Raw genomic sequence first — 19,389 nt, 5'->3', positions numbered from 1 at the left:
CGAAGTATTCCTTATAAAAATAGATTTTTTATTGATTATTGTTTGAAAATTAAGATATAAAATGAGTAAAAATTATTTTATGCCTTAACACAAAAAAGACGAAGTTTAATGCTTATATCAACACTTCAATTCTTTTTATTCTTGCAAGATAACAAAATTCAAATCGCTAATTGATTCAAGTGCATCAGCAATATCATTTAATGCTTCACTATAACCATCACAATTTTTGAAAGCTTCGGTGTTGGCATCGATTATTGTTGATTTAAAATCTTTGTAACCTTCACTAAAATCACTTCCTGTTAAGGTTAAAATTTGCTGCCAATTATTGAGTTTTGCTTGAATATCATTACGTCCTTGTTCACAAGCGATAGAATTTAAAGCAATATCAGGAATAGAAAACGTCGGTAATTTGTTTAATTCAGGTGTACGTTCAACAAAACGTACTCTATCTAAAGGTATATCATAATCATCTAATTCTTCTACATATTCTGGCGCAATTTTCCAAAACTCCGCTTCCCGGTATATTTTTTTTATCGTCGAGAATTTGGTAGAGTCCCTGATCGTTATTTTCTCTGGTACAGGTTTGTCAAGATCATATTTCCACCAATATTCGCTTTGATCAATAAATAAGTCATTTGTCACACTAAGAGGTAACTCTATTTCCTTTACCTTTCCATCATACATTATTGATACAGTGGTCATACTTGATTTTTTGGACATTAGTAGCATACCATAATCAGCAGGTTTCATTTTTTCGTCGATAAAATAGAAGTTCATTATTACGTAATTATTTAATGTTGGATTAATGATATTAAGTTCATTCTTTCGATTGGGTTTTACCAGAATATTTAAAGTTTCTTGGTTATAAACTAGAGTATGTTTACCAAATTCAAAAGAGTAAGCGATCTTTGAAACTGGAGGAATAACGTGTTCAGTTCCATCAATGGTTACTTTTATTTCGTTCGAAGTTGGATTATCGATCATAGTTTGAATTTTACTTGGTACAAAACAGCCGACTAAAGCCAAACTGCAAACAACAATTAAAAAATATTTAATTTTAGTCATTACTTTTATTTCATTTTATCTTTTTTGGGGATTGCGATTTTACCACAATCATATATAAACACCACGCAAAAATTACAAACATTTCATTTATAATCAATAAGATAAATAAATTAAAAAAAGAAAAAATTGTAAATATTGGAATGAATATTCTTAATAAAAAATGAAAAAAAATTTTTTAGATTTAAATAATGTTAAGTGAAAAAAATAACGATTTGTTTAATAGAACCTAATGTCACTTTATAACCCTAAAAAACTTAACATAGCATGATTAGCTGTTATTTAATGGGTTGAAAATAACTTTAAAGCAAAATGGAGCGAAGGTAAATTTCAAATGCTGATAAGATTAAATGATTAGATTTTATAATAAAACCAATATCTTTTATCCACCTAAAGATATTGGTTGTTTTTTAACTATCCTATTTTGGCCAAATAAATCGACCTTTAGCGTCCGGATCTTCTTCAATAAATTTTTTAAGTTTATCGGATTGGTAAAGTTGCTTAACGTCATTTGCCCATGCCGTGTTGAGATCTTCTTTTTTAACGACAACCATTAGCTCTAAATTGGGCGATAATTCTTCTTGAATTAATATATTATCAGCTGGTACTTTACTCAACCATGCCACACCGCCTGGCATAATTGCGTAATCAACTTCGCCAAGTACTCGCGGAATAATTTCTGATAAAAGCGTTTTAAATTTTAAATTATAGCTGTTTTCTATAATATCATTTAAGGTGATTATGCCTGATTGTGTGTCTGGTTTAAGCTTGATCCAGCCTATTTTTTGTAACAACAATAATGATCGAGAAGTGTTGGAGGGATCATTCGGGATTGCAATGATTTGATTGGATGCAATATCATTGATTGAATGATGTTTCTGTGAAAATAGAGCGGCAGATATGGAAGGAATGTGTACTAATGAGACAAGGTCGTTATGGGTCTCTTTGTTATAGACGTCAAGATAATCTTGATGCTGTGCAGCATTCATATCAATACTCCCTTCAACCAGCGCGGTATTAGCATCCCGCAAAGAACTAAAATTGACCAGTTTGACGCTGTAGCCTTTTTTTTCTAATTCGGGCTTAACCACTCGCTCCATTAAAATGTTGTGCATACTAGGGGGTAATCCAACTATGATCTCTTTTTTGTCTGATTGTTTTATGTCTTTGCTTTTGTCTGTGTCACAACCTATCAACACGAGCCCCAATAATATTAAGGTAGGTAAATATAAATATTTTTTCATTATCATTCCTTCTGGATTGTGTTTGCAATATTTACAAAATATAACTCTTTGTTAATGTGTGTTATTTTTATAACGATAGGATATTTAGGATTATAATTATCAAGCTTTCATTTTGATAATACTTAAAGTTTATATCATTATTCGATTAAGATATATAAATTTTCTGTTTAATCGCTGATCTATTTGTGGTTAAATATATTCGTCATTCAGGACGTTCAAATAAATATAAAGGATTAAAAAGCATGAAAATATATATAATCCCCCTCATCTATAGTTGCTTACTATTGACTTTGTTAGGATGTGATAATAAGCAAAGCGATTCTAAAATTATCATCAATAATTATATTAATAATGGTCAATATGATGTTGCTCCTCACTCAAAACTGATTAAAAAGCAGCGGTTTGAAGGAAGCTATTTTGGTACGATTGAAACGAACGCAGATGGTTTGATCACCTTTTACAATTTGAACGATAAAAAAGTCTATTTTGATTATCAGCAGTCACAATATATGATCAAAAATCAGGAGCTTTCAAAATACAAAATTAATGTTGATGATAAACAAAATATTGTTTCGATAACTGACTCATCCGGCAACGAAGTTATCCGCTCAACTTATGACGAACAAGGACGAGTTGTGAAACTGGAAAACAGCATTATTGGTGGTTCCAATTATCTATTTATTAATCAAATTACTTATAAAAATGAATTAGTTGTTGAAAGAGACTATGAAATTTTTGATAAAACAGATGAAGCAAATATCGTTCCACTTTACCTCAATAAAAAGCAATACTTTTATAATACAGAAAAGCAGCTCATTAATAGTGTCGAACATGCTTTTATTGCTCAAAATGGTCAATATGAAAGCAATGAACACAATCAATTAATCCCCACAGAGCAATTAAACTGCGTTTACGATGATCCTAACCAGTATGGTGATTGGACAAAATTATATTGTTTAAACGAACAAGAAGAAACAAAGCGATTTATTTTACGCTCTTTCGAATACTATGACTAATGAAGGAAACAGCAATGAAAAGGATCATTTTCGTATGTGGTTTATCAATCATTCTATTTGGTTGCAATAAAAATGAAAAACTGAGTAATGTTGAGCTAACTAACAACTATTTATTGTTTAGTAGTGTTGAGAATATTCCGTATTCAAAACTGATTAGGCAACAAAAGATTATTGGCAGCGATCGCCAACAATATGTATCAGATGATAAAGGTTTCATTGTCTCAGTTGATATTGATCATGTGAAGATCACAAACGACTATACGACGAAAAAAAGCCATTTTTCGATAGATAATCAATATGATTTGGATTTAAATATGGATTTCGATGATAAGCAGAATCTTTTGCATTTAGAAGATTTAGCCAAAAAGATCGAATGGTCTTCAACTTATGATGATCAAAATAGAATAATAAAAATCGAGCGTATTTCCAATCCATCGACGATCAGTGATATTCAGTATGAAAATGGAAATATTTCTCGAATTGTTAATACTTATATCTTAAAAATGGATTTAGCCAATGTTTACACGTCAAGCGAAGAAAAGATTTTTTTATATAACGATAAAAATCAATTAGATAAAGTTATCATTAAATTTTTTGATGACAAAGAGTCCAAACCAACAGAGACAAAAAGATGTTCCTTTTATGGATATAATGAACAAGGTGATTGGACGAAGTCATATTGTTTAAAAATGAATGAAAATTTTACTTATTTTAATTCACGAAAAATTGACTATTAAAAGTGTTCAAATAAGCTAATTTAATATGATTCTCCCTAATACTGGATAATGCTATTAAGGAGAATTGACCTACTTGCTCACTTATAATGCGCCTACAATTCGATGCGGAATATATAACTCTTCAAGATAAGTGATATCCTCTGGGGTTAACAAGACGTTTAACGACCCAACTGCATCATCTAAGTATTTTGTTTTTGTCGCACCAATAATCGGTGAGGTAACGCCTTTCGCAAACTGCCATGCTAATGCTATTTGAGTCATTGTTACGCCATATTTTTCAGCAAGTTCATGTACTCTTTTTACTATATTAGTATCGGTTTGTTGGGTACTATCATATTTTTCGATAGCGGTTTTATCCGTTTTACTACGTAACGTATCAGTCGTCCACTCTAATCGAGCAAGACGACCAGCAGCTAAAGGACTATAAGGTGTTAATGAAACATTAAATTGTTTACAAATTGGAATTAATTCTCTTTCATCTTCACGATACAATAAATTATAGTGATTTTGCATCGAGACAAATTTCGTCCAACCGTTTTGCTCAGCAACAAGTTGCATGTTATAAAATTGGTAGCCATACATCGCAGAAGCACCTAGTGCTCGAACTTTTCCAACTTGAACTAACTTATGTAATGCTTCCATTGTTTCTGTAATTGGTGTGGTATAGTCAAAACGATGTATAATATATAAATCGATATAATCCGTACCTAATCGTTTAAGTGATCCGTCTATCTCTTTTTCAATTGCCCCTTTTGATAAGTGACCGTCATTAAAATAGACTTTGGTGGCTAAAATAACTTTATCACGAGCAATATTTTTTTTGATTGCTTGACCTAAATACGTTTCACTGGTTCCTGCTGAATAAATATTGGCTGTATCAATAAAATTGATACCCAAATTTAACGCATGCTGAATGATCGCTTCACTCTCACTTGGATTAAGTGTCCATGCATGCATTTTACTGGCAGGATCGCCAAAACTCATACAGCCCAAACAAAATCGTGACACTTCAATATCGGTATTGCCTAGTTTTACATAATCCATCATATCCCCTTTTTTTCCCAACCTAGTTGTAATAGTGAGCATTGAACATTGTTAAATTTATTCTAAAACGGAATGTCATTGAGATAAACCAGCGATTCTTTTATAGTATCATGAATTAAATTCATCAATACGGTCAATATGCATAACTTTAATGAGCTAAATTATTTTATTATTATCGCTGAAGCAAAGAGTTTTGTTAAAGCGGCTAAATCGTTAGGTGTTTCATCCTCTGCACTCAGTCATAGTATGCGAAATTTAGAAACACGCCTTAATTTAAGACTTTTTAATCGTACCACGCGCAGTATGTCTCTTACGGAAGCTGGTGAGCAGCTTTACAAACAATTAGCTCCATTATATCAATCAATTAATGACGAAGTCAGCGCATTAGGACAGTTTCTTAATACACCTTCCGGAACAATTCGAATCAATGCCGCGAGCCTTGCGGTTGAAAGTATTATTTATCCTAAATTAATACCTTTATTAAAAAATTATCCTCAAGTAAAAATAGAAATTGTTTGCGATAATAATTGGGTTGATATTGTTAAGCAAGGATTTGATATGGGTTGTCGTATTGGTGATGATCTTCCTAAAGAAATGATTGCGGTAAAAATTTCAGAACCTTTAACAATGGCTTTAGTGGCAAGCCCCAATTATCTTAAAAATAGAATGATTCCTAAATGTATTAAAGATTTGGATCAGCATCAACTAATTGGTTTTCGCATTTCAGCCCAGCACGCAACAGAATTAACATGGGAATTTATGGATCAAGGACACATCATTAAGTACCAACCTTCATCCCAATTTGCGATTAACAATCATTTACGCAAACAGGCTGCATTAGATGGTTTAGGCATTACTTGGATGGGTAGACCCAATGTTGAAAAACAACTAGCTGAAGGCAGTTTGATAGAATTATTAACAGAATTTGCTATTACTTACGAACCCTTTTACATTTATTACCCTAGCCGAAAAGGACATTCAAATGTATTTAAATTAGTGTTAGATGCATTGAAATACGAATGATTCAATGAGTTGTGGTATCCAATCCCATAATGCATCTTGTACCCATTTATTGTCCTATTTAAGTCATAAACATATTACGTCAATAGACTAATGATAAAATAAGCGTGAGTTTAAAATGCTCAATCTTATCAAGCTGATCAATATACAATCAAAAACAACTCATTTTTTAGTAATGTAATGATCATTATTGCACATTTTATGCACTTTCTTTACTTTTTTATGTCATTTGCTTAATTAAATTTAATCAATTAAATTTAATTAGTTAATCATTAATTTCACTATACAGACTACTTTTTCAACTGAATTCAACTCATGCAAACATGATTATTTATCATTTGTCAGCCGTGAGTGCATAAAATCTAATATCCCCCCTACTTTTTAATTGAACAGGAGCTCTTGATGGATTCACAAATATGGGTTTTAGGTGTGTTGATTAGTAGTATTTTGTTAATAGTTATCAGTATTGTAAAATTGAAGCTTCATCCTTTTTTAGCCCTGCTATTATCGAGTTTTTATGTGGGCATATTAATGGGCATGAAACCATTAACAATGATAAGTGCAATTGAAGATGGTATCGGTGGAACACTTGGTTTTTTGGCTGCCGTAATTGGTTTAGGTACGATTCTAGGCAAAATGATGGAAGTATCTGGTGCAGCAGAACGCATTGGGATAACTTTGCAAAAATGTCGTTGGTTATCTCCCGAAGTCATCATGGTATTAGTGGGTTTAATTTGTGGTATCACCCTATTTGTTGAAGTAGGCGTAGTGCTTCTTATTCCTTTAGCTTTTTCAATAGCCAAAAAAACGCAGACTTCGCTATTAATGTTAGCTATTCCATTATGTACCGCTTTAATGGCCGTGCATTGTATTGTTCCTCCTCATCCCGCCGCATTATATGTTACTAATGCTTTAGGGGCAGATATTGGTAGTGTGATTTTATATGGCTTATTGATTGGACTTATAGCCTCATTAGTAGGGGGGCCTATTTTTTTACGAATCATTAAAAATAAGATGCCATTTAAAAAAGTCCCTGAAGAGTTTTCTGATTTAAAAGTGCGTACCGAAGACGAATTACCTTCCTTAGCTGCCACGTTGTTTACAGTATTATTACCCATAATATTAATGCTGATCAAAACCACAGCAGAGTTAAATATTGATAAGACTACGTCCTTGTATGCAGCGCTGGAATTTATTGGAAACCCTATTACTGCAATGTTTATTGGTGCATTTGTCGCTTATTATGTATTAGGTCTTAGACGCAATATAGGGATGAGTAAATTATTAAATCATACCGAAAATTGCTTTTCATCTATTGCTAATATTCTGCTAATCATCGGAGCTGGAGGCGCATTTAACAGTATTTTAAAAACCAGTGGATTAAGTGATAGTTTAGCCAATATATTATCGCAATTAGATATGCATCCGATCTTATTAGCTTGGCTCGTCGCCATTATTTTGCATGCTGCGGTCGGTTCTGCAACGGTTGCTATGATGGGAGCCACAGCGATCGTATCACCTATGCTTAGCATGTATCCTAATGTCAGTCCCGAAATTATCACATTAGCAATTGGCTCAGGTGCAATTGGTTGTACAATTGTGACCGATTCATTATTTTGGCTGGTTAAACAATATTGTGGCGCAACAATGACCGAAATCTTCAAATATTATACCAGTGCTACTTTTATCGCTTCCGTCGTTGCGTTACTTTGCACATTTTTATTATCAGGTATGATTTAATCATTCAACATAAGGAGTCAAAATGAATCAAATCGAAATTGAATGTCTTATCAAAGATAATCCTTTAGTTGATAAACTGATTAAACTTGAACCCTGTTACTGGTTTAATCCTAATATTACAACATTAGAAATAGGATTAAATTATGTGGGACTTGATCAACAAGATATTGCCGAGGCAAGCAATCGCTTAAAACGATTTGCCCCTTATTTAGCCATTGCTTTTCCAGAAACTTTAGCAACAAAAGGCATTATTGAATCTGATGTAGTTGAAATAGATCATATGAAAACAGCCTTAGAAGCACGTTACAATCAAAATATTGCTGGTAAGTTACTGTTGAAAAAAGATAGCCACTTACCTATTTCCGGCTCAATAAAAGCACGCGGAGGTATTTACGAGGTTTTAACGCATGCAGAAAAATTAGCCATTGAGCAAGGTTTATTATCTTATGAAGATAACTACAGCAAACTGTTTTCTGATGAATTTAAACAGTTTTTCAACCAATATAGTATTGCGGTAGGATCAACGGGTAATCTTGGCTTATCGATTGGTATCATGAGCGCCAAATTGGGCTTTAATGTTAGTGTTCATATGTCAGCTGATGCAAGAGAATGGAAAAAACAGAAGTTACGTTCTCATGGTGTAAATGTGATCGAATATGAAGATGACTACAGCGTCGCTGTCGAGCAAGGTCGCAAAGCCGCTGAGTCGGATCCTAGCTGTTTTTTTATCGATGATGAAAATTCTAAAACCCTTTTTTTGGGTTATTCCGTTGCTGGCGAACGTCTAAAACAACAATTTGACCAAATGGGCATTGTCGTTAACCGTGAAAATCCCTTATTTGTTTATTTACCTTGTGGTGTAGGCGGCGGACCTGGCGGTGTAGCTTTTGGTTTAAAAATGGCGTTTGGTGATCATGTCCATTGTATCTTTGCTGAACCCACCCACTCGCCTTGCATGTTTTTAGGTGTTTATACTGGCTTACACGATAAGATTTCAGTGCAAGATATCGGCATTGATAATCTTACCGCGGCAGATGGTCTGGCGGTAGGACGCGCATCAGGCTTTGTCGGTCGTGCAATGGAACGTTTATTGGACGGTTATTACACGTTGTCAGATCAAGAAATGTATGATTTATTATCTTTACTCAATCAAACTGAAAATATTCAATTAGAACCTTCGGCTCTTGCTGGTATGAAAGGCGCTATCATAGTAAATCACGATTTACAGTATCAGCAACGTCTGCAATTAACACCGCAACAACTACAACATGCTACTCATCTGGTTTGGGCAACAGGTGGCGGAATGGTACCAGCAGAGGAGATGCAAAAATATCTTAATGCCGGCGCCAACTAACTAACCATGGCAGATAAATATCAAATGATGATATTTATCTGTCATGAAACGCATGCTTATTATTCTTTAACACATCAACATTATTTTATTCACAGTAAAATAAAACGAGAGCCTAGCGACTTAATCTAAGCGATGATAACAGATAACAGCGTTTAATAGACGCATATAAGTTGACATTGTGGCACGATATTCTGGATTTGGTGATAGATCGGCATGATAAAATAAAATCTAAATCACTTAGATATTCCTTATCATGTGAGCGAATAAAGATATAAGAAGAGAATATAAGGATAAGTCGACGATATTTAAAAAGTATGATTAACTTTTTAGGAACGTATTGCTTTCACATTAAATGAATTATTTTTGAATATTTGCCTATTTTTTTAAGCGCTATCAAAGTTAGCTACAAATATTTATCGCAGGAACTGTTATCGTCAAAACTGTTGTAGCAAGAACAAGTTTATAGATTGAATTGGTGCCAGTGGTCGGACTCGAACCGACACGCTTTTAAGGGCGGCGGATTTTGAATCCGCTGCGTCTACCAATTTCGCCACACTGGCATTAGAAGTGTAAATAAGTAAACGTTGGCAATTATACTAAGCTTTGCAATAACTGCAACTGATATTATGATAATGTGCTTTGAATGCCTAAAAAATCAACTACCAACGACGCTTCCACGCCGGCAATTTTTTCAAAATAGTATAAGCAGTTTGTTTTGCTATCGAATAGTCAATATTATGGTTATTGGCATACCGTAAAGTTACTTCATGCCATTTTTGGTCAAAGGTTTTCATGGTACCATTCTGATTGGCACAATATTTACAATAATTTTTAGATAGATCATGCAAAGGATAATCAGCAATTGAAGTCATTGGCATGCCACATGCAATACACATTTTCATTTTTAAAATCTCGATTAAATTAACTATTGTGATTAAATCTTACCTAACCTAATGCCTAAAAATCCTACTCTGACTAAGTCAAGATTACAAGATATTGTATGATAAAGCGCATAAAATTATTCTATTAAATCAAGCTCAACTTGTGATGAGCGTTGTTTAGACGGAGATTTTTGCTGAAGCATGGCTAAATAACGACGCTTATAAGCACGTTGTAGACACAAACGTAATACTTCCTTTTTTTGTTTATCAGTATAGCTTAACCAGCTGAAACGTTCTTCTCTTGACCGATAACAGCCTATACAATACCCTTGTTTATCGGTTTCGCAAACACGCTTACATGGACTGGGTATATCAAAAAATTCAATCTGATCCAATACGTTATATTTCCTGTAAACAAATAATATATGTTAGTTAATGCCCTTTTAAACCAAATCCTTTGCACAGAATTTTAAAGCAGTCATCACAATCATGTGTTGATGCATTGAGTAATGTTTGGGTTGGTGCATGAATCAGTTTGTTGGTTAGCCGACGTGAAAATTCAGCAAGCACATCTTCAATATTCTCACCTTGCCGAAATGCATTTAAAGCTTTTTCTTCTTGTTCACGTTGTATACTTTCAGCATTTTGACGATACTGTTTTACATAATCAATCACAGAACGCGTTTTTAACCAATCTAAAAAATGTTCGGCTTGCTCTCGAATAATGTGTTGTGCTTCTTGAGCTGCTACCATTCGTTGTTGTAGATTGTTCTCAACTGTTTTTTGCAAATCATCGACCGAATAAAGATGTACATGGTCAAGTTTACTGATCTCTTCTTCTACATCTCGAGGAACCGCTAAATCAATAAACAGCATTTGACGGTTATTTCTTGCCAATAAACTTCGCTCTACCATTCCTTTACCAATAATAGGTAGCGGACTCGCTGTTGAACTTATGACAATATCTACATCTTTAAGACGATTTGCAATATCAGGTAAAGAGATAATTTCGGCATCGATAAGTGCGGTTAGTTTAAGGGCTTTTTCTCGAGTTCGATTAGCTACAATGACATGATTGAATCGATGAGGTTTTAAATAACGAGCAATAAGTTCAATTGTATCACCCGCCCCAACTAACATCACATTTAAATTTTGCGTTGTTTTAAATAGATTTCGGGCTATAAGACAAGCGGCATAAGCAACGGAAGCCGTGTTTGAGCCTATTTTCGTTTCTGTTCGTACTATTTTCGCTACACGAAATACCGTTTGAAATAGCTTCTCTAATTTGAGTGACAAGCTATTATTTTGCTGGGCATAACAATAAGCTTGTTTAACTTGACCTAATATTTGGGGTTCTCCAAGCACCATTGAATCAATACCACATGCAACAGACATTAAGTGTTCAACTGCCTGCTGTCCTTGTTTCCAATAAAGCATGTCGTGATAATGTTGAATGTCAATATGATGAAACTGCCCTAGCCAGCTTTCTACAGATTGTTTTAAGCTTAAATAGTCAATTTGGTGCTCAAAGCTAAGATATATTTCTGTGCGATTACAGGTTGATAAGATCACACATCCTTCAACTAAAGGGTGTTGATATAAGCTGTATAATGCTTTATCAATAATTTCATTGGGAAAAGCAAGTTTTTCTCTCAGCGACACGGGTGCCGTTTTATGATTGACACCTAATATAGTGATTGACATTGCAATTTTCTTATATAATTGTTTGTAAGATATGACGATTTATAGCACCTTTATAACAGGTTATTATACATGAAAATTTGAAAACGTTAATTTCTCATTACCTTTTTTATTCTTTTAATAATCAGTTATAATGTTTTACCTATTATTGATTAACATTGAAGAGGCAATTATGTTTAAATTTAAATACGCTTTGATCTTACTGCCTTTGTTACTTACAGCCTGTCAAGTTACCAAACATAAAGACACAGCAACCATTGAAGAACAATGGCAACTTCACCAACAAGATCTTAAGCAAATAAATGCATTTCAAGTTAATGGAAGTATTGCTCATTTTAGTGAAAACTCTCGAAGTTATGGACGTTTTTTTATTGTTCAAAAATCGATAGATCGTTATGAAATCAAACTTACTACACCTGTTGGAACCAACATTTTAACACTAATTGCAGAACCAAATTATGCTGAAGTGATCGACAAAAATGGCAAGCATTATACTGATTATAATGTTGAAAGTTTGATGAATAAAATCGCCAGGATCGATGTGCCTTTAAATTCATTACATAATTGGCTTAAGGGATTTTCTAACGACAGTATCAACGATAAAATCGATAATTCGGGTCGTTTAGCATCAACCGAATTTTTGCAACAAGACAAAAAGTGGCTATTAAAAATATCGAATTACATGACGAAAACTTTTAATAATAAATCGGTAGATTTACCCGCAATGATCGAACTTAATCATGATAATGAACGAGTACGTTTAAAAATTGATAATTGGATTTTACGGTAATAAGGATTTTTCATGTATCAATGGCTTTCACCCGCTAAATTAAATTTATTTTTATATATTACTGGGCGTCGTCCTGATAATTATCATAATTTACAAACACTATTTCAATTTATCGATATGAGTGACAGATTATCTTTCAATCTTCGTGAAGATGATAAGATTAATTTAGTCACTCAATTTAGTGATATCCCTTCAGATAAAAATTTAATTACTCTCGCTGCCCAACGACTAAAATCTTATACTGGTCGACATGAGTTAGGGATTGATATTGCGATTGATAAAATCATTCCTATGGGTGGTGGGCTGGGTGGCGCATCATCGAATGCCGCAACGACGTTAGTTGCACTTAATCAATTATGGAATCTTAATTTATCACGCCAAACATTGATCGAGATTGGTCGTAATATCGGTGCCGATGTACCAATTTTTATCTATGGTCACACAGCATTAGCACAAGGAATTGGCGATCAGTTGCAATCGGTTGAATTTCCGGAATATTGGTATTTGGTCACCTACCCTAATATTGCAATCTCAACAGTCAAGGTGTTTAACGATCCTGATCTTAAGCGAGATACACCTGTTCGAAGTGTTAATGAATTGCTATCCTTAGATCAATTTAGTAACGATTGTGAAGTGGTGGTGCGCAAGCGTTATCCAAAAGTAAACGCAATCATTACTCATCTTTCGCAATTTGCTCCAACACGATTAACTGGTACGGGCGCTTGTGTTTTTACGCAATGTCAATCAAAGGCAGAAGCCGAAAAGCTACAAGATACGTTGATAGACTTTGATGTAAAAAGTTTTGTGACTAAATCGTTAAACAATTCTCCGCTTTATAGCAATTAAATCAAGATTTTGATTCACGGTTATTAACCCTTAACGAAATGGTTAAGGGTGACGTAATATTATTGATCTGAATCATTTAATCCACAGAATCACTAGGAATCACATATAAGCGTCGATTATAATATTCAACACAGTACAAACCTTGATAAGTTTTATACCCCTGCCGAGATAATCTCGATTTTAACCATGCCTCACTTTTACCCAAATCCTCTAAAACATCATTTCTTGGTTTTTCATTTTCTAAGACGATAGCAGAAATATCTTTATCCCCTTTTTTAACGACCGTTAATTGTCCATTAGGCTCCAAAATCGCTTTTTCAACAGAATTGATATTAAAGACATTTTTCATCCGCAATAGTACGGCAAAGCTTGATATATCCAGATTTACTGATGTGAAAGCATCCAACTTTATTTTGCCTTTATCCATTAATACGATCGGATTACCAACAATAAAGGCTTTGGCATTTTGGCTATTTTTTTTCAGATAATTCGAGGTGTACATTATTGCCGTCCACATGAGTAATACAATTAAAAAATCATAAACGGTTAATTTAGGGTTATAAATAATACCGCCTGCAATACCACCCAAAATCATGTTACCAATAAAATCGATACTCGACATTTGAGACAACGATGTTTTTCCGGTAATTTTTAAAAACAAAATAATGCAAATAAAGACAACCAATAATTTTAAGGCAATGACTAAAAAATCATAGTAATTCATTTTAGTATTACTCCAATAATTTATTGAACGATATGCATAAAATAGTAATCTTTAAAAGGGCTGGAATCGTATTAAATATTTAAAGTTAGAAAAGAGAGTATTAATAATTTAACGTTAGAAATGAATCATAAAGTATAGTTAAGGCATTGTATCACAAACTTTTCAGATAAAACTGCGCTTTTTACCATTACATTATCAATTTAACAGTTTAATGTATTATTGCGATGATAACGCAACGCAGGGAATAAAGTTTTCACCATATAGGTTTAAATCGATGACAATATTCCGCTCATTGTTTTATAACAATTAAGGATGAAATACACCATCACGAATATAACTTTAGTAATCAATAATATTAACGCATTGATTTAAAAAATCTTATTTTGACTAACATTTTAAATAATCACATTTTTTACCTATTTGATTGATGATTTAATAAAAACGATTTGGTCTATGTAAAGCTTGCCAGAAAAAAGCAAATTCATCTTTTCATTCAGATAATGTTTTATAAATCGAACAGGTATAACTTTACTAACTATTACCGTTTATGAGACAATCTATGTTGTATTATCCTATTTTTAACCAAGTAATAGCATTGTTTATAATTTTTTACGATTATCAATTGAAGTTATTTTCTAACTTAATATAGGAAAAATAAAAATGAGACAAAATCAAACTGATCTGGCTGCTCTATTTTTACGTATTGCTTTAGGTGTGATGTTTTTGGTTCATGGTTTCACTAAGTTACTCGTCTTTACACCATCTGGTACAGCACAATATTTTGAATCGCTTGGATTCCCCGATTTTGTTGGTTATATCGCCATTGTCTTTGAAATTGGTGGTGGTGCATTACTGTTAGTTGGTATATTAACTCGTGTCATTGCTATTTTAGCCATTATTGAATTACTCATTATCACCGTTATCCATTTTAATAATGGATGGACATTCAGCAATACCGGTGGTGGTTGGGAATACCCTGCTTTTATGGTCATTACCGCTTTCAGTCTTGCACTATTAGGCAATGGTCGTTATAGCGTTTTAGGTCAAAAATATTCTGAACTTATTGAATAGTAGTTTAAATAAATCGTTTTTATTGATGCAATAATTGATTAGGAAGATATCATAAACATAAACGATATCTTCCTGAAATATACTCAATAAAATAAACTTATTTCGTTTATTTTGTTGGCAGTATTAAATAATAGAGAGTCTTTCCAGCGCCTTTGACATTCAATCAAATCATTCAGTCTTTTTTAAAATTTAATCTATCTTCTTTTGTATGAACTCATGACAATTGATAACTTTTGCAAATCCTGCCAATGCTGACATAAAGCTATAATGGACTTTTTTAGCGGGGATGATTTCATCATTAAATTCAAGATCACGGGTTGTACATGCATCATGAATTAATATCGGTTGATAACCAAGTTCATTGGCACATCGGGTAGTTGAATCCACATACATATGGCTCATCATGCCACAAATGACCAGTTGTTTGACTGAGTGTTGTTGTAATTTTTGGTGTAAATCAGTAGTTGAAAAAATTATCACCCCATAATCACGCTGAAAAATATACTCTATAAATTTCGAAAAATTAAGATGATATCGCTTTGTGATAGAAACAATTTATACGTTGTTGAAACAGAATTTAAATTTACAAAAATTTAATAAAAAAACAAAAAAACAGTTGCGAGCAGACTTTTTATGTTATATTTTGTTCAGAAATTAGATTAATAAATCAACTTAATGGTTTTTATTTTATGAATTGTTTTTGCGCTTTTATTACTAAACATCATCATCACCATCATTCCTGAATAGTCTTCGGGCGATTGGTGCTGGAAGACATTTGGTCTTCCGGTGATATCGCGAAAGCAAATAGAAAACCCTCGGAAGATCAAACTTCCGAGGGTTTTTTGTTTGTGGTTTATAAATTTTTTGGATAAGTTGGAGAATAATATGTTGGATAATTCGCGTTTACGCATTGCGATGCAAAAATCTGGTCGTTTAAGTGATGAATCAAAAAAATTGCTGGCACAGTGTGGCATTAAAATTAATCTTCAAGAACAACGCTTAATCGCATTTGCTGAAAATATGCCAATCGATATTTTACGTGTTCGTGACGACGATATTCCCGGTCTGGTTATCGACGGTGTGGTCGATATTGGTATCGTGGGTGAAAATGTTTTAGAAGAAGAAGTACTTGATAGACAAGCGGAAGGGCAAAATCCTCAGTACAAAAAATTACGTCGTTTAGATTTTGGCGGTTGTCGGTTATCCATTGCTGCCCCTCGCGATTTCGATTATACCGGCCCTGAATGTTTAAATAATCTGCGTATTGCCACCACATATCCTCACCTACTTCGTCGTTACCTTGCTGAATACAATGTGACATTTAAAACTTGTTTGTTAAACGGTTCGGTGGAAGTTGCCCCTCGAGCAGGATTAGCTGATGTTATTTGTGATTTAGTTTCAAGTGGAGCCACCCTTGAGGCAAATGGTTTACAAGAAATCGAAATTATCTATCAATCCAAAGCATGTTTAATTCAACGACAAGGCGAAATGCCACCAATTAAGCAAGCGCTGATTGATAAAGTCATGACACGTATTCAAGGGGTAATACAAGCTCGCGAATCCAAATATATTATGTTACATGCCCCAACTCAGGTATTAGATCAAGTGGTTGCCTTGTTACCGGGTGCTGAAAATCCAACAATATTACCGCTTACTGGCGAACAAAATCGAGTCGCGTTACATATGGTTAGTAGTGAATCGCTATTTTGGGAAACCATGGAAAAACTAAAAGCATTAGGTGCAAGCTCAATTCTTGTATTACCAATTGAAAAGATGATGGAGTAAAGTATGAAACTCTCTTATTGGCAACAATGTTCAGAACAAGAACAAACCGCTTTATTGACGCGTCCAGCTATGACTGCATCAGACTCAATTAGTCAATCTGTTGCAGATATTTTAGATCAAGTTAAGCAATATGGTGACGAAGCGTTAAAAGCCTTAAGTAACAAGTTTGATAAAGTTCAAATTAATCAGATTAAATTAAGCAACAGTGAAATTAAAATGGCAATCGATCGGGTTAATCCTGATTTAAAACAAGCTATGCAATTAGCCGTTAACAATATTAAAAAATTTCATCAAGCGCAGGTTAAACAGACAGTAACTGTTGAAACAATGCCCGGCATTACATGTCAACTTGTAACCCGACCAATCAATTCAGTTGGGCTCTATATTCCAGGGGGATCTGCGCCGTTGTTATCTACCGTATTGATGCTTGCCATACCTGCTAATATTGCAGGTTGTCGCAAAGTGATACTTTGTTCCCCCCCACCAATAGCGGATGAGATCTTATATGCCGCTGAGCTGTGTGGCGTTACCGAAATTTATCAACTAGGTGGTGCCCAAGCTATTGCTGCCATGGCATTTGGTACAGAGTCTGTACCTAAAGTAGACAAAATTTTTGGCCCCGGTAATGCTTATGTAACAGAAGCAAAACGTCAGGTAAGCCAACGCCTTGATGGTGCTGCAATTGATATGCCTGCGGGGCCATCCGAAGTGCTCGTTATTGCAGATAGTTCAGCTAATCCTGCATTTATTGCTGCTGATTTGTTATCACAAGCTGAACACGGCCCCGATTCACAAGTTGTACTCCTTACTCCCGATGAAAAAATGGCTCAAGCAGTATCATTAGAAGTTGATAAGCAGCTTGCACAATTATCACGGCAAGCTATTGCCGAGAAAGCGTTACAAGAAAGTCGACTTATTGTCACTCAAGATTTAGAACAATGCGTTGCAATCAGTAACCGTTATGGGCCAGAACATTTAATCATTCAAACCCAAAATGCCGATGAACTTGTCGAGCAGATAACCAGTGCTGGCTCTATTTTTCTTGGTGATTGGTCGCCTGAATCAGCTGGCGATTATGCGTCGGGTACTAACCATGTATTACCGACTTATGGTTACACTGCTACCTACTCCAGTTTAGGATTAGCTGACTTTCAAAAACGGATGACAGTTCAAAAGTTAACACCTGATGGGTTAAAAGCCATTGGTAACGCAGTAGAACTAATGGCGCAAGCAGAACAACTCACAGCACACAAACAAGCGGTTACATTGCGTTTAGCTGTATTAAATCAAACGAATCAAAGGTAGGTATAGCAAATGGATATTAATCAATTAGTGAGAAAAAACGTACAAAAATTAACTCCCTACCAATCCGCTAGACGTATTGGCGGTCAAGGTGATGTTTGGCTTAATGCAAATGAATACCCTGTTGCGCCACATTTTGAGTTAACACAGCAAACATTAAATCGTTATCCGGAACCGCAACCACAGCAAGTGATTAGGGGCTATGCACAATATGCCGGTGTACAACCCGATCAATTACTTGTCAGTCGAGGAGCAGATGAAGCGATTGAACTTTTGATGCGAGCATTTTGCGAGCCTGAACAAGATAGTATTTTATATTGTCCGCCGACATATGGTATGTACCAAGTTAGTGCTGAAACATTGGGTATAAAAACTAAGATCGTTCCTACAACAAAAGATTGGCAACTCGATCTTAACGGTATTGAACAAAATCTTGAGAATGTTAAGTTAATATATGTCTGTTCACCGAATAATCCAACTGGTAATTTAATCAACGCTGAAGATATTAAATCCCTGCTTAATATGGCCCAAGACCGTGCTTTAGTTGTTATTGATGAAGCATATATTGAATTTTCACCACAATCATCGGTAGTCAGTTGGCTAACTAATTATCCACACTTAGTGATTTTACGGACTTTATCTAAAGCATTTGCATTAGCAGGGTTACGCTGTGGATTTACGATTGCGAACAAACCCGTCATTGATACTCTTCAAAAAGTCATTGCCCCTTATCCATTAGCCACACCTGTAGCAGATATTGCAGCACAAGCACTGAGTAAAGACGGTATCAATACGATGAAGTTAAATGTTCAATACCTTAACAATCAAAAAAAGAAATTTGCCGATCAACTCTCCCAATTATCCCTGGTTGAAAAAGTTTACCCAAGCTGGTCTAACTATTTGTGTGTTAAATTTCAAGATGATAAAGATGTCTTTAATAACCTTTGGAATCAAGGAATTATTTTACGAGATCAAAGTAAATCAATGGGTCAAAAAAACATTATACGCATTTCCATTGGTACTCAAATTGAATGTGATGCGGTTATAACAGCACTTAAAACGATAGAATAGG

19 protein-coding genes, 1 tRNA gene and 1 other annotated feature are annotated in these 19,389 nt (G+C 34.3%); of the genes, 11 read left to right on the top strand and 9 right to left on the bottom strand.

Annotation, left to right across the window (positions count from 1 at the left end; genetic code table 11):
• Positions 1-135: 135 nt before the first annotated feature.
• Together ACGH6P_RS02170 and ACGH6P_RS02165 are read right to left on the bottom strand one after the other, a co-directional pair.
• Positions 136-1,065 carry a hypothetical protein gene (locus ACGH6P_RS02170; protein WP_411596613.1) on the bottom strand — a complete coding sequence of 310 codons (930 nt, stop codon included), beginning with the start codon at positions 1,063-1,065 and terminating at the stop codon, positions 136-138.
• Between the two features lie 416 nt (positions 1,066-1,481).
• Positions 1,482-2,306 carry a MetQ/NlpA family ABC transporter substrate-binding protein gene (locus ACGH6P_RS02165; RefSeq protein WP_267350859.1) on the bottom strand — a complete coding sequence of 275 codons (825 nt, stop codon included), beginning with the start codon at positions 2,304-2,306 and terminating at the stop codon, positions 1,482-1,484.
• Positions 2,307-2,548: 242 nt separating this feature from the next.
• Between ACGH6P_RS02165 and ACGH6P_RS02160 the strand changes: the two genes are divergently transcribed.
• Both ACGH6P_RS02160 and ACGH6P_RS02155 read left to right on the top strand, forming a co-directional pair.
• On the top strand, positions 2,549-3,322 hold the full coding sequence (locus ACGH6P_RS02160; RefSeq protein ID WP_411596612.1) for a hypothetical protein: 774 nt from the start codon (positions 2,549-2,551) through the stop codon (positions 3,320-3,322).
• 14 nt (positions 3,323-3,336) lie between these two features.
• Complete coding sequence (locus ACGH6P_RS02155; protein WP_411596611.1) at positions 3,337-4,059, top strand: hypothetical protein; 723 nt, start codon at positions 3,337-3,339, stop codon at positions 4,057-4,059.
• 81 nt (positions 4,060-4,140) lie between these two features.
• Here ACGH6P_RS02155 and ACGH6P_RS02150 read toward each other — a convergent pair whose 3' ends face one another.
• Positions 4,141-5,103, bottom strand: coding sequence for an aldo/keto reductase (locus ACGH6P_RS02150; protein ID WP_411596610.1), 963 nt, complete (start codon positions 5,101-5,103; stop codon positions 4,141-4,143).
• A 138-nt stretch (positions 5,104-5,241) separates the two neighbouring features.
• Here ACGH6P_RS02150 and ACGH6P_RS02145 point away from each other — a divergent pair, with 138 nt between their 5' ends.
• The 3 genes from ACGH6P_RS02145 to dsdA all read left to right on the top strand — a co-directional run bounded on the left by ACGH6P_RS02145 (position 5,242) and on the right by dsdA (position 9,217).
• A complete protein-coding gene (locus ACGH6P_RS02145; RefSeq protein WP_411596609.1) occupies positions 5,242-6,126 on the top strand; it encodes a LysR family transcriptional regulator in 885 nt (294 codons plus the stop codon).
• Between the two features lie 399 nt (positions 6,127-6,525).
• Entirely contained in the window at positions 6,526-7,863 is a 1,338-nt protein-coding gene (gene dsdX / locus ACGH6P_RS02140; protein ID WP_267359678.1) for a D-serine transporter DsdX, read from the top strand.
• Positions 7,864-7,885: 22 nt separating this feature from the next.
• A complete protein-coding gene (dsdA, locus tag ACGH6P_RS02135) occupies positions 7,886-9,217 on the top strand; it encodes a D-serine ammonia-lyase (RefSeq protein ID WP_267350847.1) in 1,332 nt (443 codons plus the stop codon).
• A gap of 473 nt (positions 9,218-9,690) precedes the next feature.
• On the opposite strand, the gene ACGH6P_RS02130 is transcribed toward dsdA, so the two are convergent.
• From ACGH6P_RS02130 to hemA, 4 genes are all read right to left on the bottom strand, one after another.
• Positions 9,691-9,777, bottom strand: a tRNA-Leu gene (locus ACGH6P_RS02130).
• 99 nt (positions 9,778-9,876) lie between these two features.
• Positions 9,877-10,119, bottom strand: coding sequence for a zinc ribbon domain-containing protein (locus ACGH6P_RS02125; protein WP_411596608.1), 243 nt, complete (start codon positions 10,117-10,119; stop codon positions 9,877-9,879).
• Positions 10,120-10,235: 116 nt separating this feature from the next.
• Positions 10,236-10,493, bottom strand: coding sequence for a DUF1289 domain-containing protein (locus tag ACGH6P_RS02120; RefSeq protein ID WP_411596607.1), 258 nt, complete (start codon positions 10,491-10,493; stop codon positions 10,236-10,238).
• A 37-nt stretch (positions 10,494-10,530) separates the two neighbouring features.
• A complete protein-coding gene (gene hemA, locus ACGH6P_RS02115; RefSeq protein WP_411589762.1) occupies positions 10,531-11,802 on the bottom strand; it encodes a glutamyl-tRNA reductase in 1,272 nt (423 codons plus the stop codon).
• Between the two features lie 169 nt (positions 11,803-11,971).
• Here hemA and lolB point away from each other — a divergent pair, with 169 nt between their 5' ends.
• Positions 11,972-12,589 carry a lipoprotein insertase outer membrane protein LolB gene (gene lolB, locus ACGH6P_RS02110; RefSeq protein WP_267380317.1) on the top strand — a complete coding sequence of 206 codons (618 nt, stop codon included), beginning with the start codon at positions 11,972-11,974 and terminating at the stop codon, positions 12,587-12,589.
• A gap of 12 nt (positions 12,590-12,601) precedes the next feature.
• Entirely contained in the window at positions 12,602-13,435 is an 834-nt protein-coding gene (ispE, locus tag ACGH6P_RS02105; RefSeq protein ID WP_411596606.1) for a 4-(cytidine 5'-diphospho)-2-C-methyl-D-erythritol kinase, read from the top strand.
• Positions 13,436-13,511: 76 nt separating this feature from the next.
• Here the strand turns inward: ispE and ACGH6P_RS02100 are convergent, their stop codons facing one another.
• Positions 13,512-14,159, bottom strand: a complete 648-nt coding sequence (locus ACGH6P_RS02100; RefSeq protein ID WP_220215102.1) for a DUF421 domain-containing protein — start codon at positions 14,157-14,159, stop codon at positions 13,512-13,514.
• A gap of 660 nt (positions 14,160-14,819) precedes the next feature.
• Here ACGH6P_RS02100 and ACGH6P_RS02095 point away from each other — a divergent pair.
• Positions 14,820-15,230 (top strand): DoxX family protein, encoded by a 411-nt coding sequence (locus ACGH6P_RS02095; protein ID WP_220215103.1) that lies wholly within the window; start codon positions 14,820-14,822, stop codon positions 15,228-15,230.
• Between the two features lie 189 nt (positions 15,231-15,419).
• On the opposite strand, the gene ACGH6P_RS02090 is transcribed toward ACGH6P_RS02095, so the two are convergent.
• Positions 15,420-15,710, bottom strand: a complete 291-nt coding sequence (locus tag ACGH6P_RS02090; RefSeq protein WP_411596605.1) for an isochorismatase family protein — start codon at positions 15,708-15,710, stop codon at positions 15,420-15,422.
• 241 nt (positions 15,711-15,951) lie between these two features.
• Positions 15,952-16,077 (top strand) — a sequence feature (His leader region).
• Positions 16,078-16,115: 38 nt separating this feature from the next.
• Between ACGH6P_RS02090 and hisG the strand changes: the two genes are divergently transcribed.
• The 3 genes from hisG to hisC are packed head-to-tail and all read left to right on the top strand — an operon-like array spanning position 16,116 to position 19,388.
• Positions 16,116-17,015 (top strand): ATP phosphoribosyltransferase, encoded by a 900-nt coding sequence (hisG, locus tag ACGH6P_RS02085; protein WP_220215105.1) that lies wholly within the window; start codon positions 16,116-16,118, stop codon positions 17,013-17,015.
• A 3-nt stretch (positions 17,016-17,018) separates the two neighbouring features.
• Complete coding sequence (hisD, locus tag ACGH6P_RS02080; RefSeq protein WP_411596604.1) at positions 17,019-18,320, top strand: histidinol dehydrogenase; 1,302 nt, start codon at positions 17,019-17,021, stop codon at positions 18,318-18,320.
• A 9-nt stretch (positions 18,321-18,329) separates the two neighbouring features.
• Positions 18,330-19,388: a histidinol-phosphate transaminase gene (hisC, locus tag ACGH6P_RS02075; protein ID WP_411596603.1), complete on the top strand. Its 1,059-nt coding sequence runs from the start codon at positions 18,330-18,332 to the stop codon at positions 19,386-19,388.
• Position 19,389 lies beyond the last annotated feature (1 nt).

Source organism: Gilliamella sp. CG25 (assembly GCF_046635705.1).
Lineage (GTDB): Bacteria > Pseudomonadota > Gammaproteobacteria > Enterobacterales > Orbaceae > Gilliamella > Gilliamella apicola_I.
This window is presented reverse-complemented; position numbering and strand designations above follow the sequence as displayed.